A 14,608-nucleotide genomic window follows, 5' to 3' on the forward strand; every position below is an offset into this window, starting at 1 on the left:
ATTATGAGAAATGCGGTCCGGCCTCAAAGCTTCCAGCCCGAATGAAGTGCTGCAATACCGCCGGAATAGTTGCGGAAGGAAACGCGGTCGAAGCCGGCGCGGGAAATCATCGTCGCGAAATTCTGCTGATTGGGAAACCTGGCGATCGATTCGACCAGATAGGAATAGGGTTCGCCGTCGCCAGTGACCATCTTGCCGATCTTGGGAATGGCGTTGAACGACCAGGCTTCATAGGCCTTGTCGAGCAGCGGCATCTCGACCTCGGAAAATTCCAGGCACAGGAAGCGCCCACCGGGCTTCAGCACGCGAAACGCTTCGCCCAAGGCCACCTCGATGCGCGGTACGTTGCGGATGCCGAAAGCGATGGTGTAGGCATCGAATGTGGCATCAGGGAAGGGCAGTTCCTCGGCATTGGCCTCGACGAAATCGGTGTTGCCGGACAGGCCCTTCTTTTCGGCCCGGTCGCGGCCGACAGCCAGCATCGAGCCATTGATGTCGAGCACGGTGGCATGAGCATTGCCGTGGCTGGCATCGACGATGCGGAAGGCGATGTCGCCGGTGCCGCCGGCAACGTCCAGCACGCGCCAGCCGATCCTTTTGGGAGGATTGAGCCAGGTGACCATGGCGTCCTTCCACAGCCGGTGCAGGCCGGCCGACATCAGATCGTTCATCAGGTCGTAGCGGTTGGCGACCTTGTGGAAAACATCGTTGACCAGGGACTGCTTGTCGCCAGCCCCTACACGCTTGAAACCATAGGAGGTTTCCATGCCGCCCGCGGCCGTGGTTCTCTCAACTGACATTTTTTTGATCCGTCATAAAACCGGCGGGACCATAGCCGATCGATGGTGCGGGCGCTATTGTTTAAGGCGCGGTGTTCAGCCGCGCTTCCAGGTGGCGGGTTTTCGAGACCTGGACGGACCGACGGGATGATTGAATGCCTTTGAAAGCGGAACTGCACTGCCACATCGAAGGGGCAGCGGCGCCCGAACTCGTCGTCCGCCAGGCGCAGAAATACGGCAAGGACACCTCGCCCTATATCCAGAACGGTTCCTTCGTCTGGCACGATTTCACCTCCTTCCTGGCGGCTTATGATTTTTCCGCCGATCTGTTCCGGACCGAGGAGGACTATGTGCGGCTGGCCGACCATTATCTGACCAGTCTCGCTCGCGATGGCGCCATCTATTCCGAAGTGTTCACCTCGCCGGACCACGCGAAAAAGGCCGGGCTGTCGCCGAAAGCCTATACCGATGCGCTCGGCGAAGGCATGGCCCGCGCCAAGGCCAAGACCGGCATCGAGGGCCGCATGATCGTTACCGGCGTGCGCCATGTCGGTGTCGAGTCGATCGAGCAGGCGGCGCGCTTCGCGGCGCGCTGCGGGCATCCGCTGGTCACCGGTTTCGGCGTTGCCGGCGATGAGCGCATCGGCGATATGGAGGACTATGTCAGGGCTTTCGAGATCGCCCGCGAAGCCGGGCTCGGCATCACCATCCATGCCGGCGAACTGACGGGCTGGGAGACCGTCCAGGCGGCGCTCGATCATATCCGTCCGTCCCGCATCGGCCATGGCGTGCGCGCCATCGAGAACCTGGACCTCGTCAGGCGCATCGCCGACGAGGGCGTCGTGCTGGAATGCTGCCCCGGTTCCAACATCGCGCTCAAGGTGTTCGACAGTTTTGCCGACCATCCGTTTCCGTCCCTGCAGGCGGCAGGCTGCAAGGTGACGCTCAATTCCGATGATCCGCCCTATTTCTGGACCTCGCTGAAGCGCGAATACGACATTGCCGCCGAGCATTTCTCGATGAACGAAAAGGCGCTGGCCGCCGTTACCCGTACAGCCATCGAAGCCGCTTTCGTCGACAGAAAGACAAAGACGGCACTTCTTGCCCGGTTGAGCAGCGCGGCACGCTGATTTCCGCCGACAAAGCTGTGGTCGGTGCGGGCCAAGCGGTTCCTTGGCCGGCGCATTGCCGCTAGGGTTCGCCCAGGCAGCTTGAAGCGCGGCGCGTCCGAAAGGGCCATGCGCGCATTTTCGGGCGCAGGCATCAGGAGAACACCATGAAGGGCGTCACCGTCGTCGACCACCCGCTTGTCCAGCACAAGCTGACCATCATGCGCAAGAAGGAAACCTCGACGGCCGGCTTTCGCCGGCTGCTGCGCGAAATCTCGCTGCTGCTCGGCTACGAGGTCACCCGCAACCTCGAACTGACGACGACGACCATCGAGACGCCGATGGAAACCATGGAAGCGCCGACGCTTGAGGGCAAGAAACTGGTCTTCGCCTCGGTGCTGCGCGCCGGCAACGGCTTGCTGGAAGGCCTGCTCGACCTGGTTCCGGCGGCCCGCGTCGCCCATGTCGGTCTCTACCGCGATCACGAAACGCTGGAAGCGGTCGAATATTTCTTCAAGGCGCCGAGCGACCTCGCCGACCGGCTGGTGATCGTCGTCGATCCGATGCTGGCGACCGCCAATTCGGCGATCGCGGCGATCGACAAGCTGAAAGAGCGTGGTGCCACCAACATCCGTTTCCTTTGCCTGCTGGCGGCGCCCGAAGGCATCGAGCGCTTCATCAAGGCGCATCCGGACGTTCCCGTCTTCACTGCTTCGATCGACCGCCAGCTCAACGAGAAGGGCTACATCATGCCCGGCCTTGGCGACGCCGGCGACCGCATGTACGGGACCAAGTAATATCAGGCGAAGTCGCCTGGTCCGATTTACCAAATATTTACGCAAAGGCGCGGTTTTGGCGCGCGTTAAAGCGTCAAACACCATCCGGGTCTAACGATCGGCTGTCACTACGGCGCCGCGCGTCCATTTCGGACGCGCAAAGGACGCTGTAGCACTTTGATTTTGCGCATGAGCCTTTCCGAAAATCGATCCCGATTTTCGGGGTCATGCGGCGAGGCCGATCCATGCTGCGCAAGCTTCTCATCCTTGCCGTTTTCGCCGGTTCATCGGCATCGATACCGATTGTGTATCAGTCCAATCCGCAACTCGTCGAAAACCCGCTGAGGTCGGCGGTGCCGGGCAAACAAGCGGTCGAAGCCCAACCAGACGTCAATCTGGCATCGGTGCCCAACAAGCCCGCGGTACCGCTGCCGATGGGCCGCAAGGTGGTCGTCGCGGCTGACGAGCGCGGACATTTCTCATCGGCTTTCAAGTTCAACGGACGCCAGGTCGACGGCATGATCGACACCGGTGCGACATTGGTCGCCATCAACATTTCGACGGCACGCAGGATCGGCTTGTCGCTGAATGCTTCGGACTTCAGCCACGAGGTCAACACGGCCAACGGCACCATCAAGGCGGCCGTGGCCATGATCGACCGCCTGCAGATCGGCAACATCACGGTCAATGACGTCCAGACCATTGTGCTCGACGACAGGGCGCTGCGCACCAATCTGATCGGCATGAGCTTTCTCAACCGGCTCGACAAATACCAGGTCGAGAACGGCACGCTGCTGCTCGTCCAGTAAGGCTGTTCGTTTCCGCAATTCCCAAGGGAAAGCGCTATGCGCTTTTCCCGGGAAGCCGTTTCACACTTTTCCTGAAATTGCTTTAGCCGCGCGGCAGAATCCGCCGGATGACCGACTTGTCGGCGGGCGGCTTCGAGGCGCCGACCGTATAGGCCGAAAGCACGGTTGCGGCAGCGCTCTCGGCATCGGCCGATGAGCGGGCATGGACCAGCGCCAGCGGCTCGCCGATCCCAACCTCCGCACCGACCGGCAACAGCCTGGTGATGCCGACCGCGGGGTCGATCTGGTCGTCCGGCCGCGTGCGCCCCCCTCCCAGGCCGACCACGGCGAGCCCGATATCGCGGGTGGCGATGCCGGTGACGAAGCCGTTTGCGGTTGCCTTGACGGCAAATTCGATCGCCGCCGCAGGCAGATATTTTTCCGGCTTCTCGATGAAATCGGCGGGGCCGCCAAGCGCGGCCACCATGCGTGCGAAAGTGGCGGCGGCGCGGCCGCCGGCGAGCGTTTCGGTGGCGCGCCGCATGCCATCCTGGTTGGACGACACCAGTCCCGCCGACTGCAGCATTTCGGCGGCCAGCGCCAGCGTCACATCCTCGAGCCGACGGTCACGATACCGGCCGGTGAGGAAATCAACGGCGTTGCGCACCTCGACGGCGTTGCCGGCGGCCGACGCCAGCGGCTCGTTCATGCCGGTGATCAACGCCGAAGCCTTCAGTCCGGCGCCGTTGGCGATCTCAACCAGGCTGTTGGCGAGTGCAGTGGCGTCGCGCGATTTTTCCATGAAGGCGCCGTTGCCGACCTTGACGTCGAGCACCAGCGATTGCAGCCCGGCCGCCAGCTTCTTCGACAGGATCGAAGCGGTGATCAGCGGCACTGATTCGACCGTGCCGGAGACGTCGCGGATCGCATAGAGCCGTCGATCGGCGGGCGCGAGGTCGGCGGTCTGGCCGATGATGGCACAGCCTGTTTCGAGCACCGCCTTGCGAAACAGCGCGACATCGGGCTGGCTGATGTAGCCGGGGATGGCATCCATCTTGTCCAGCGTGCCGCCGGTGTGGCCAAGGCCGCGCCCCGAGATCATCGGTACATAGGCGCCGCAGGCGGCGACGATCGGCGCCAGCATCAGCGAGACATTGTCGCCGACGCCGCCGGTCGAATGCTTGTCCGTGACCGGGCCGGGCAGGTCCGACCAGTCGAGCACATCGCCGGAATCGCGCATCGCCAGCGTGAGCGCCACGGCCTCGTCGCGGCTCATGCCGTTGAAGAACACCGCCATGGCGAAGGCGCCAGCCTGGCCATCGGTAACGGCGCCTGACGTCACGCCCTCGACGAAGCCGGCGATCTCCTCTTCCGACAGCCTGAGGCCATCGCGCTTGCGGCGGATGATTTCCTGGGGAAGCATCAGGTCTCCAGCAGTCCGTCGTGGAACACGCGCTGCAGGATCGTCGCCAGCCGCGCGCCGCCTACCGGCGCCATGTCCTTGGTCTCCTGGTGCGATAGCTCGGCCCCGGTCATGCCGGCCGCCAAATTGGTGATGACCGAACAGGCGGCGACGCGCAGTCCGAGGAAGCGGGCGAGAATGACCTCCGGTACGGTCGACATGCCGACCGCATTGGCGCCCATGATGCGCGCCATGCGGATCTCGGCCGGCGTTTCGAAGCATGGGCCGGAGAACCACATATAGACGCCCTTGTGCAGGGTGGTGCCGGTCGCATTTGCCGCCCGTTCGATGGCCTGGCGGATGCCGGCATCATAGGCTTCAGTCAGGCCGACGAAACGCCGGTCGCTTGGTTCGCCGATCAGCGGGTTGGTGCCCGAGAAATTGATATGGTCCGATATCAGCATCACCGAGCCCGGCGGCATGTCCGGATCGACCGAGCCGGCGGCATTGGTGAGGATCAGCTTCGTGATGCCGATGCCGGCAAGCACTTCCAGCACCGGCCGCATCGCCGCGGCAACGCCGTGCTCGTAGTAATGTGCGCGGCCCGACAGCATCAGCACCGGCACGCCGGCAAACAGCCCTGCCACCACTTCGCCGGCGTGCCCGGTGACACCGCTTCTGGGAAAACCCGGAAGGTCGGCATAGGAGACCCGGATCGGGTCCTCGATCTGGTCGACCAGACTGCCGAGGCCCGAACCGAGCACCAGTGCCGTGGCCGGCGCCAGGCCGTCCAGCCTTTCGACGAGATGATCCAGGGCTTTTTCCGTCATCGCTGCCAGCTGTTCATTTGAGCCCGTTGTTCACTTCAAAATATCGCCGCGGAAGCCGTAAGGCAGCATGTCGCCCATGGTCACGGTCTCGGCCACACCTGCATTGTCGCAGAGATAGAGCTTTGTTTCCGGCCGGCAGAATTCGGCCAGCCGCTGCCGGCAGCCGCCGCAAGGCGAGCATTTCGCCATGCGTTCGGCGATGACGGCGATCTCCACGATCTTGCCGCCGCCGCCCATGATGTAGTGGCCGAGCGCCGTGGTCTCGGCGCACCAGCCTTCCGGATAGGAGGCGACTTCGATGTTGGCGCCGGTAAAGACGCGCCCGTCTTCGGTTCGCAAGGCAGCGCCGACCGGAAACTTCGAATAGGGCGCGTAGGCCCTGGCCATGGCGGCCTTGGCGGCCTCGAACAGATCATGCGACATTCAGGTGTTCTCTCCGATGATCGTGTTCAAAACCCGGCGCAAAGCCGACCTGCCGCTCAACGTTCCTTGACATAAGGCACGCCGCCGGCGCGTGGCGGGATTGCCTTGCCGATGAAGCCGGCGAGCAGGATGACGGTGAGGATGTAGGGCAGCGCCTGCATGAACTGCGCCGGCACCTTGCCGATGATGGGCAGCGGTGATCCCTGCAGGCGGATCGACGCCGCGTCCAGAAAGCCGAACAGAAGGCAGGCGAACATGGCGTTGACCGGCTTCCACTTGGCGAAGATCAGGGCTGCCAGCGCGATGTAGCCCTTGCCGGCCGTCATGTCCTTCACGAAGCCGCCATTTTGCACCATCGACAGGTAGGCGCCGGCAATGCCGGTGAGGATGCCGGTGCAGATCAGCGCCCTGTAGCGCAGCCAGGCGACGGATATGCCGGCGGTGTCGACGGCGGCCGGGTTTTCGCCGACCGCGCGCAGGCGCAGGCCGAAGCGGGTGCGAAACAGCACCCACCAGGTGAACGGCACCATCAGGAAGGCAAGATAGACCAGGATCGAGTGGCCCGACAGCAGTTCGGCATAGATCGGTCCGATGATCGGCACGTCGCGGATGGCCTCGGCGCCCGGCAAGGTGATGGCCTCGAAGCGCTCGCCCGGTTGCAGCGCCGGCGTGCGCCCGCCCTGCTGGAACCAGGCCTGGCCGAGGATGATGGTCGAGCCGGCGGCGATGAAATTGATCGCCACGCCGGAGACGATCTGGTTGCCGCGATGGGTGATCGAGGCAAAGCCGTGGATCATGGCGAAGGCGACCGAGATCAGGATCGCCATGCCAAGGCCGACAAAGGCCGAATGGAACACGGAAGCGGCGGCCGCGCCGGCGAAGGCGCCGACCAGCATCTTGCCTTCGAGGCCGATGTCGAAGATGCCGGCGCGTTCCGAATAGAGCCCGGCGAGGCAGGCAAGCAGCAGCGGCACCGAGAGGCGGATGGTGGAGTCCAGTGTCTGGATGATCGCGTTGAACACATCCATCTCAGGCACCTTTCCCCTTGACCGCTTCCATGCCGACCGATCGCGGACTGAACGAGGCGAACAGCGCCTGGATGTAGGGCCGGAACATGTGCTCGAGAGCACCGGCAAACAGGATCACCAGGCCTTGAATGATGACGATCATGTCGCGGCTGATTGCCGGCATCTCGAAGGCGAGCTCGGCGCCGCCCTGGTAGAGCATGCCGAACAGGATCGCCGCCAGCACGATGCCAACAGGGTGCAGGCGGCCCATCAGCGCCACGGCGATGCCGACGAAGCCGGCGCCGGAAACGAAGTCGATGGCGACATTGTGCTGATCGCCCATCACCGGATTGAGCGCCATCATGCCGGCCAGCCCGCCCGAGATCATCATGGCGGTGATGATGATGCGGGTTTCGGAAATGCCGGCATAGCGTGCCGCTTTCGGGCTGTGACCGTAGGTGCGCATTTCATAGCCGAGCTTGGTGCGCCAGATCAGCAGCCAGACCAGGAAGGCCATGACCAGCGCCAGGAGGAAGGTGACGTTGAGCGGCGCCGAACGGATCTTGGCGCCGAACAGCTCGATGATCCAGTTGAGCTTGGGCAATTCCGCGCCGGCGAGGAAGTTACGCGTCTGCGGCGCTTGCGAGGCGGCTGGCTTCAACGGGCCGACCAGCACGTAAACCATGATCGAGGCGGCGATGAAGTTGAACATGATGGTGGTGATGACGATGTGCGAACCACGCTTGGCCTGCAGATAGGCCGGGATGAGCGCCCACAATGCGCCGACCGTCGCCGCAGCAATGATCGCCAGCGGGAAGGTCAGCCACCATGGCAGTGTGCTGTCGAAGCTCAGGCAGACGATGGCGATGCCGAGGCCGGCGATGTAGGCCTGCCCTTCAGTGCCGATGTTGAACAGGCCGCAATGCGCGGCCACCGCCACCGAAAGCCCGGTGAAGATGAAGGTGGTGGCATAAAAGAGGGTGAAGGCGATGCCGGTGCCTTTGCCGAAGGCGCCTTCGACCAGGATGACGGCTGCGCGCAACGGATTCTCGCCGACCAGAAGCACGACGAAGCCGGCGACGACGAAGGCGACGAACAGATTGATCAGCGGGATCAGGCCATAGTCGGCCCAGGCCGGCAGTTTGGCGTAAGGCGCGCTCATTCGGCGGCCTCCTGGTGCTCGATGCCGGCCATCAGCAGGCCGAGCTCGCCCTCGGTCGCTTCGGGGCCGCGTTCGCCGACGATGCGGCCCGCAAACATCACCAGGATACGGTCGGACAGCGAACGGATCTCGTCAAGCTCGACCGACACCACCAGCACCGCCTTGCCCTGGTCGCGCATGGCGATCAGGCGCTTGTGGATGAATTCGATGGCGCCGACATCGACGCCGCGTGTCGGCTGGCCAACGATCAGAACACCAGGGTCCTGTTCCATCTCCCGCGCCAGCACGATCTTCTGCTGGTTGCCGCCGGAAAAATTGGCGGTCTTCAGCCGGCAGTCGGCCGGGCGGATGTCGTATTTGGCGATCTTGTCCCTGGCATCGTTGCGGATGGCATCGATGTTGAGGAACGGCCCCTTTAAATACCGGGGATCACCGTGATAGCCGAGGATCGAATTCTCGTTCTCCTCGAAGGCCAGCACCAGCCCGACGTGATGGCGGTCCTCCGGCACATGCGCCAGCCCGCGGTCGCGCAGTTCGCCGGGGTCGGCGGCGCCGGTCAGGTCGATCGGCTTGCCGTCGAGCATGACCGAGCCGGACACTGCGCGCCTGATGCCGGAAATCGCCTCGAGCAGTTCGGATTGTCCGTTGCCGGCGACACCGGCGATGCCCACGATCTCGCCGGCCCTGATATCGAAGGAGATGTCGTCGACCATGGTGACGCCGCGCGTATCCTTCACCGTCAGGTTCTTGACCGCGAGCTTGACGGCGCCGGCCTCGGCCTCGCCCTTCTCGACCCGCAAGAGCACGCGCCGCCCGACCATCAGCTCGGCCAGTTCCTCGACCGTGGTCTTCCTGGTCTCGCGCGTCGCCACCATCGTGCCCTGGCGCATCACCGACACGGTGTCGGTGATGGCCATGATCTCGCGCAATTTGTGGGTGATCAGCACCACCGTCTTGCCCTGGTCTTTCAACTGCCCGAGGATGCGGAACAGATGGTCGGCCTCGGCCGGTGTCAGCACGCCCGTAGGCTCGTCGAGGATCAGGATCTCGGCGCCGCGATAGAGTGCTTTCAGGATCTCCACCCGCTGCTGCAGGCCGACCGGCAGTTCCTCGATGATTGCATCCGGATCGACTTCCAGCCCGTATTCACGCTCCAGCCGCTCCAGTTCGGAGCGCGCCTTGGCGATGCTCTTCTTCAGCAGCGCATCGCTTTCGGCGCCGAGGATGACGTTCTCCAGCACCGTGAAATTGTCGACCAGCATAAAGTGCTGATGCACCATGCCGATGCCGAGCGCGATGGCGTCATTGGGGGTTTTGATCGAGGCCGGCTGGCCGCCAACGCGGATCTCGCCGCTGTCGGCCTGGTAGAAGCCGTAGAGGATCGACATCAGCGTCGACTTGCCAGCTCCGTTCTCGCCGACAATGCCGTGGATCGTGCCGCGACCGATCTCAAGATTGATGTCCCGGTTGGCGCGCACCGCACCAAAACTCTTGTTGATGCCGATCAACTCGATTGCGGCTTGCGCCATGCAGCCTGTCCCACTCTTATTTTTTTATCGCTTGGTCAAAACGCCTAGCATGACGCTCCGCCCGTGCCAATTGCCGGAGCCGGTTCACTCTCGACAAATCCCGGTGCGCTTGTCAATTTGCAACGTGGCCGGGGCCTTCACATTCGCTAGTATGACGGCGCCGGAATTCGCATTACGGCGCAAGACATCGCGGTCAACGACATCGCGATGAGACTGGGGAATTCACATGATCACGCCCGCTGACCGGCTGACGACGCTGGAAATACGCGCCGCCGAGCAGGAGAAGATCATCGAGGAACTGTCCGGCCAGATCGCCGAGCAGTGGAAAGTGATCGAGCGCATGCAGCGCAAGCTCGACGCGCTGACGGATCGCTTCCTGGCGCTGGAGGAGCAGACAGGAGATGAAGTGCCGGTAACCAAGCCGCCGCACTGGTGAGGAAAAAGGGAAGGTGCACGCCGTGGTCAGTGAAAACGATCGCATCGCGCGGGCCGGCGAATATGTGCTCGGTCTTATGAACGACAAAGACCGCGAACGGGCCGAACGTGACCTGGAGGTCGATCCCGCCTTCCGCGACGCGGTCGTGCGACTTGCCGAGCAGATGTATTTCTTCGACCGTTACGGAAAACGCGGCCTGCTGCCTGGCAGGCATTGGGAACTGGTTACCCAACGCCTAGCCGAGTTACCTCAGATGCGCAGCGTCGAGCTCGGCGGCAATGAGGTCAAACCGCGCACGGTGATCCGAAGCCTGTCCCGGCCACCATACGGCATTGGCGTGCACGCGCTTGGCGGCCGGCGCGGAGTTGTCGTTGCCGCCGGGCTGATGGTGGCGTTCGCGCTGGGCTGTGTCGTCGCGAAGCTGCTATAGGCGAGGCCGGCGCGACATCAGCGCCATCGTCTCGCCGTCCGAGCCGCTTATCTCAACGGTATTCCAGCCGAGGGCCGCGTAGAAATCACGCGCATCCCATGAGTAGAGATAGAGCGTCTCGACGCCGCGTGACGCCGCATGGGCTTCCGTTGCCTTGACCAGCGCGGTGGCGATGCCTCGGCGTCGATATCTTGCATCGACAACCAACCCGGCCAGCCATGGCGTCAGATCATGTGCGGGCTCCAGCTCGTGGCGGACCAGCAGGCATGTCCCGACCGGGGTGTCGCCGATCCGGGCCACGAATGCCGCCTCGAAGCCGTCACCGGCGATCAAGCCACGAAGCCCTGCCGCATCTTCCCCGAGGGTCCTTCCGGTCCCCTCGAAAAAGGCAGCCAGGCGCAGTTGGGCTACCGCTGCTACGTCGTGCTCGCCCATGGGTCCGATCTTCGGCTGCATCTGTATCCCCAAACGGTGTCCGGCACGGAGCGAACGTTTCGCTCGATCCGGTAAAGACAAAACCGCCGGGCTGGCGCCCGGCGGTTTGCAGATCATGGCTGTGTGTTCGTGCCGCTCAATAGGGGCAAGCGTTGTCAGCCGTATAATCGTGTACTTCGACCTTGCCGGCAATGATGTCGGCCTTGGCCTTTTCGACGGCCGCCTTCATCTCGTCCGTCACCAGCGCCTTGTTGTTGTCGTCCATGGCGTAGTCGACGCCGCCTTCCTTGAGGCCCAGATTCTCGACTCCGCCCTTGAAGGTGCCGTTCTTGCCGTCCATGAAGGCGGTGTAGACGGCGACGTCGACGCGCTTCAGCATCGAGGTCAGCACCTTGCCCGGCTGCAGGCCGTTCTGGTTGGAATCGACGCCGATGCCGAGCTTGCCGGCATCTGCCGCCGCCTGCAACACGCCGACGCCGGTGCCGCCTGCCGCGGCGTAGATCACGTCGGAGCCCTGGTCGATCTGCGTCTTGGCGATCTCGCCGCCCTTGGCCGGATCGTTCCAGGCAGCTGGCGTGTCGCCGGTCATGTTCTGGATGACATCAGTCGCACCAGCCGACTTGGCGCCGCCGACATAGCCGCATTCGAACTTGCGGATCAGCGGGATATCCATGCCGCCAACGAAGGAGACCTTCTTGGACTTAGAGGCCATCGCCGCCAGGATGCCGACGAGGTAGGAGCCCTCCTGTTCCTTGAACTTCAGCGACCGCACGTTCGGCAGATCGACCTGGTCGTCGATGATGGCGAAGTTCAGGTCGGGATATTCGGCGGCGACCTTGGCCAGCGCGTCCGTCCAGGCAAAGCCGGCCATGACGATCGGGTTGCGGCCGTCCTCGGCGAAGCGGCGCAGCGCCTGCTCACGCTGCGAGGCATTGGAGACCTCGAATTCGACGTAGGCCGTACCGGTTTCCGTCTTGAATTTTTCGGCGCCGTTGTAGGCAGCCTCGTTGAAGGATTTGTCGAACTTGCCGCCGAGATCATAGAGGATGGCCGGCTGGACATCCGCGGCGAAAGCCGGAAGAACCATTGCGGTTGCGGCCAGGAGGCCGAGAACGATACGTTTCATGTGATCCACACCCTGTCGGTTATTTTTTCCGTTACGCGCCGCATGCCGGCCCGGTTCTCCGGCAGGCATACGACGTCAGCCAGGAGTGTACTCCCTCCCGCTCGGCGGCAATCTGGCATGGCCCGAAACAAAATTCACGCGGAATTTTGACCTTTTGGAAAAGCTTGGTGCGGGCAAGCCGCACCGCAGCTTGTCCTTGCGCCAAGTGTCAGGCGGAGGCGGCGGCAGGGATGGCGCAAGCGACGCCAGTGCCTTTGAGGTTGCACGTGCCGTAAGGATTCTTCGCCAGATATTGCTGGTGATCGGATTCTGCGAAGTAGAATTCGGCCGCCGGCGCGATCTCGGTGGTGATCCTGCCGTGGCCGGCACCGCGCAGCGAGGTCTCATACGCATCGCGCGAGGCGCTCGCCGCCGACAATTGCGCCTCGTCGCTCGTGTAGATCGCGGAGCGATAGGCGGTGCCGACATCATTGCCCTGGCGCATGCCTTGCGTGGGGTCGTGGCTTTCCCAGAACAGCTTCAGAAGCCCAGCATAGGAGACGATCTCGGGGTCATGGACCACCAGCACCACTTCGGCATGACCGGTAAGCCCGGTGCAGGTCTCCTGATAGGTCGGATTGGGGGTGAAGCCGCCGGCATAGCCAGCCGCGGTGACCCAGACGCCTTCGATCTGCCAGAACAGCCGCTCCGCACCCCAGAAGCAGCCCAGTCCGAACATCGCCGTCTCCAGCCTCTCGGGATAAGGACCCTTGAGCGGTCTTTTCAAGACCTTGTGTCTGGATGCGGTCGGGATCGCCCTGGCGCGGCCCGGCAGGGCCTCGGAGGGCTTCGGCATATTGAGCTTCTTGTTCAGCATGTCGCTGAGAAAGAACATGCGCGGCTCCTCTCCGGGTGAAACGCAAGAAGCCGCATGACGGCGGCTTTGTTTGAGCATCGGATTTCCCAAAACCGGCAACCGCTTTTGGGTCCGATGCTCTAGGTGGCGGCGAACTGCCCAGCACGCGGTGGCCGCCTGTAGCCTATCGCATAGAGCAGGAAAGCCAGCACCGCGAATACGGCGAAGCCCGGCTGGTTCAGCACCCAGGCGATGGCGCCGTCCCACAGCAGCGGGCTGGCCTTGGTTCGGATGAAGGTTTCGAAGGCGGCCCGCGTGTCAGGGGAGACCGCCAGCCAACTGGTGTTGAGCGGGGTCAGCACCAGAACGGAGGCCGCCACGGTGCGTGTCGCGTCGAGCACCGCCATGATGACGGAAATCGACAGCGCGATCATTGCGGCAAGACGAAAGACGAAGCGAAACATCAGAACCCTCCTCCGGGCTGGTCCCCCTCCCGAGGGGCCTTTCAGAGATAGAATGCGCATGGCTGGATCGCAATCGCCATACGCGAATTTGCAGACTCCAAACTCAGGTCAACAGAAGCCCACACAACCGTCGGCCGGGTGGCTTTTCATTGACATGTGAGGGCAGCTATGCTAACAATTTCGGTATGGTGCTGACTTGCGCCGACGACCCGCCGCACAGGCGGGTTTTTGCGTTTGGTGCCTTGCAAACCGACGTGCCGGCGAAGTCTCTAAAGCCCGGGTGAACCCGGATTCGTTGCCCTGCGCGAACTATACGGCCGGCTTCCTTTTGCGCCGATGGACAAGCCAGACGGCGAAAATGCCGCCGCCAATGGCGCCGATCACGAGGCCGGCCAGGCCGGTGAACACGGCAAAATAGCCGCAGGCGCCCTCGAAACAGCTCATCTCGGTGGCATCAGCGATCACCGAGCCGATGGCGAATCCGCCCACGGCGCCGATGACCGCGCCCAGGACGATGCCGAGCAGCGCGGCGACGACCGAGACGAAGACAGGCGGGCTTTCGGTTTCCGGATTGACATAAACGGCATCGGCTTCGGATCCACGGCGCAGCAGATAGATGCAGAGAACGCCGATGGCGATTTGAGCAGCCATGATGGCAAGCGCCTGGCCCGAAAAGACGAAATCCGAAATCGTCAGTGCACAGGCCTGCCAGGTCACCAGCCAGACGATTGTGGCGACCTGCCAGATGATGAACCGTCGCGGGAAGCGGGCCGAGCGGCCGAAGGCGAGGCCGAGCAGGTAAAGCCCCCACAGGATGGTGACGATATCGATGACGAGCCCGCCATAGATAAGGTAAAACACGCTGTCTGGCAGGCCGGTGGCGCCGACCGCGGGCCAGACGGAGATCAGGCCGTAGACCGACCACGCCATGACGAAGACAAGCCAGCCCACCGGCACGAAGGACAGCCCGCTGTCCGGCCGCCTGACTGGCGTCTGTCCATTGCTCGATGTCATGTCCGCACAATGCCCCCGCAAAGCCTCGGCACCCGACAGGCAACTCCGGGGGAAGTCAAGGGC

The 14,608-nt window shown here is 63.3% G+C and carries 17 protein-coding genes; 5 read left to right on the top strand and 12 right to left on the bottom strand.

Annotated features, from left to right (window positions below):
* Positions 1–23: 23 nt before the first annotated feature.
* Positions 24–800, bottom strand: coding sequence for a bifunctional demethylmenaquinone methyltransferase/2-methoxy-6-polyprenyl-1,4-benzoquinol methylase UbiE (gene ubiE / locus NKJ11_RS13450; protein WP_127328341.1), 777 nt, complete (start codon positions 798–800; stop codon positions 24–26).
* Between the two features lie 134 nt (positions 801–934).
* On the opposite strand from ubiE, the gene NKJ11_RS13455 reads away from it, so the two are divergent.
* From NKJ11_RS13455 to NKJ11_RS13465, 3 genes are all read left to right on the top strand, one after another.
* Positions 935–1,909 carry an adenosine deaminase gene (locus NKJ11_RS13455; RefSeq protein ID WP_352793495.1) on the top strand — a complete coding sequence of 325 codons (975 nt, stop codon included), beginning with the start codon at positions 935–937 and terminating at the stop codon, positions 1,907–1,909.
* A gap of 146 nt (positions 1,910–2,055) precedes the next feature.
* Positions 2,056–2,685, top strand: coding sequence for a uracil phosphoribosyltransferase (upp, locus tag NKJ11_RS13460; RefSeq protein ID WP_023812571.1), 630 nt, complete (start codon positions 2,056–2,058; stop codon positions 2,683–2,685).
* A 224-nt stretch (positions 2,686–2,909) separates the two neighbouring features.
* The gene (locus NKJ11_RS13465; RefSeq protein WP_352793496.1) at positions 2,910–3,473 is read left to right on the top strand and encodes a TIGR02281 family clan AA aspartic protease; all 564 of its coding nucleotides are present in this window, start codon (positions 2,910–2,912) and stop codon (positions 3,471–3,473) included.
* A gap of 82 nt (positions 3,474–3,555) precedes the next feature.
* Here NKJ11_RS13465 and deoA read toward each other — a convergent pair whose 3' ends face one another.
* From deoA to NKJ11_RS13495, 6 genes are read right to left on the bottom strand one after another with little or no spacing between them, the layout of a single operon-like run.
* Positions 3,556–4,875, bottom strand: coding sequence for a thymidine phosphorylase (gene deoA, locus NKJ11_RS13470; protein ID WP_352610230.1), 1,320 nt, complete (start codon positions 4,873–4,875; stop codon positions 3,556–3,558).
* Complete coding sequence (locus tag NKJ11_RS13475; RefSeq protein ID WP_352610232.1) at positions 4,875–5,684, bottom strand: purine-nucleoside phosphorylase; 810 nt, start codon at positions 5,682–5,684, stop codon at positions 4,875–4,877. The genes deoA and NKJ11_RS13475 overlap by 1 nt, the downstream gene beginning before the upstream one ends.
* A 30-nt stretch (positions 5,685–5,714) precedes the next feature.
* Positions 5,715–6,107, bottom strand: coding sequence for a cytidine deaminase (gene cdd, locus NKJ11_RS13480; protein ID WP_023812575.1), 393 nt, complete (start codon positions 6,105–6,107; stop codon positions 5,715–5,717).
* A gap of 56 nt (positions 6,108–6,163) precedes the next feature.
* Positions 6,164–7,135 (bottom strand): ABC transporter permease, encoded by a 972-nt coding sequence (locus tag NKJ11_RS13485; protein WP_352610235.1) that lies wholly within the window; start codon positions 7,133–7,135, stop codon positions 6,164–6,166.
* 1 nt (position 7,136) lies between these two features.
* Complete coding sequence (locus tag NKJ11_RS13490; RefSeq protein ID WP_352774413.1) at positions 7,137–8,276, bottom strand: ABC transporter permease; 1,140 nt, start codon at positions 8,274–8,276, stop codon at positions 7,137–7,139.
* Positions 8,273–9,805, bottom strand: a complete 1,533-nt coding sequence (locus tag NKJ11_RS13495) for an ABC transporter ATP-binding protein (RefSeq protein ID WP_352774414.1) — start codon at positions 9,803–9,805, stop codon at positions 8,273–8,275. The genes NKJ11_RS13490 and NKJ11_RS13495 overlap by 4 nt, the downstream gene beginning before the upstream one ends.
* Positions 9,806–10,034: 229 nt before the next feature.
* Between NKJ11_RS13495 and NKJ11_RS13500 the strand changes: the two genes are divergently transcribed.
* Positions 10,035–10,241 carry a SlyX family protein gene (locus NKJ11_RS13500; RefSeq protein ID WP_206517192.1) on the top strand — a complete coding sequence of 69 codons (207 nt, stop codon included), beginning with the start codon at positions 10,035–10,037 and terminating at the stop codon, positions 10,239–10,241.
* Positions 10,242–10,263: 22 nt separating this feature from the next.
* Entirely contained in the window at positions 10,264–10,671 is a 408-nt protein-coding gene (locus NKJ11_RS13505) for a hypothetical protein (protein WP_352728355.1), read from the top strand.
* On the opposite strand, the gene NKJ11_RS13510 is transcribed toward NKJ11_RS13505, so the two are convergent.
* The 5 genes from NKJ11_RS13510 to NKJ11_RS13530 all read right to left on the bottom strand — a co-directional run bounded on the left by NKJ11_RS13510 (position 10,666) and on the right by NKJ11_RS13530 (position 14,545).
* Positions 10,666–11,127, bottom strand: coding sequence for a GNAT family N-acetyltransferase (locus NKJ11_RS13510; protein ID WP_352760607.1), 462 nt, complete (start codon positions 11,125–11,127; stop codon positions 10,666–10,668). The genes NKJ11_RS13505 and NKJ11_RS13510 overlap by 6 nt on opposite strands.
* Positions 11,128–11,242: 115 nt before the next feature.
* Positions 11,243–12,232: a BMP family lipoprotein gene (locus tag NKJ11_RS13515; RefSeq protein ID WP_352774416.1), complete on the bottom strand. Its 990-nt coding sequence runs from the start codon at positions 12,230–12,232 to the stop codon at positions 11,243–11,245.
* A 208-nt stretch (positions 12,233–12,440) separates the two neighbouring features.
* Positions 12,441–13,106, bottom strand: a complete 666-nt coding sequence (gene msrA, locus NKJ11_RS13520) for a peptide-methionine (S)-S-oxide reductase MsrA (protein WP_352722317.1) — start codon at positions 13,104–13,106, stop codon at positions 12,441–12,443.
* Positions 13,107–13,207: 101 nt separating this feature from the next.
* Entirely contained in the window at positions 13,208–13,531 is a 324-nt protein-coding gene (locus NKJ11_RS13525; RefSeq protein WP_127290698.1) for a hypothetical protein, read from the bottom strand.
* A 309-nt stretch (positions 13,532–13,840) separates the two neighbouring features.
* Positions 13,841–14,545, bottom strand: coding sequence for a hypothetical protein (locus NKJ11_RS13530; protein ID WP_352774418.1), 705 nt, complete (start codon positions 14,543–14,545; stop codon positions 13,841–13,843).
* Between the last annotated feature and the right edge of the window lie 63 nt (positions 14,546–14,608).

It is taken from the genome of Mesorhizobium sp. M0243, assembly GCF_040321775.1.
Taxonomy (GTDB): Bacteria; Pseudomonadota; Alphaproteobacteria; order Rhizobiales; family Rhizobiaceae; genus Mesorhizobium.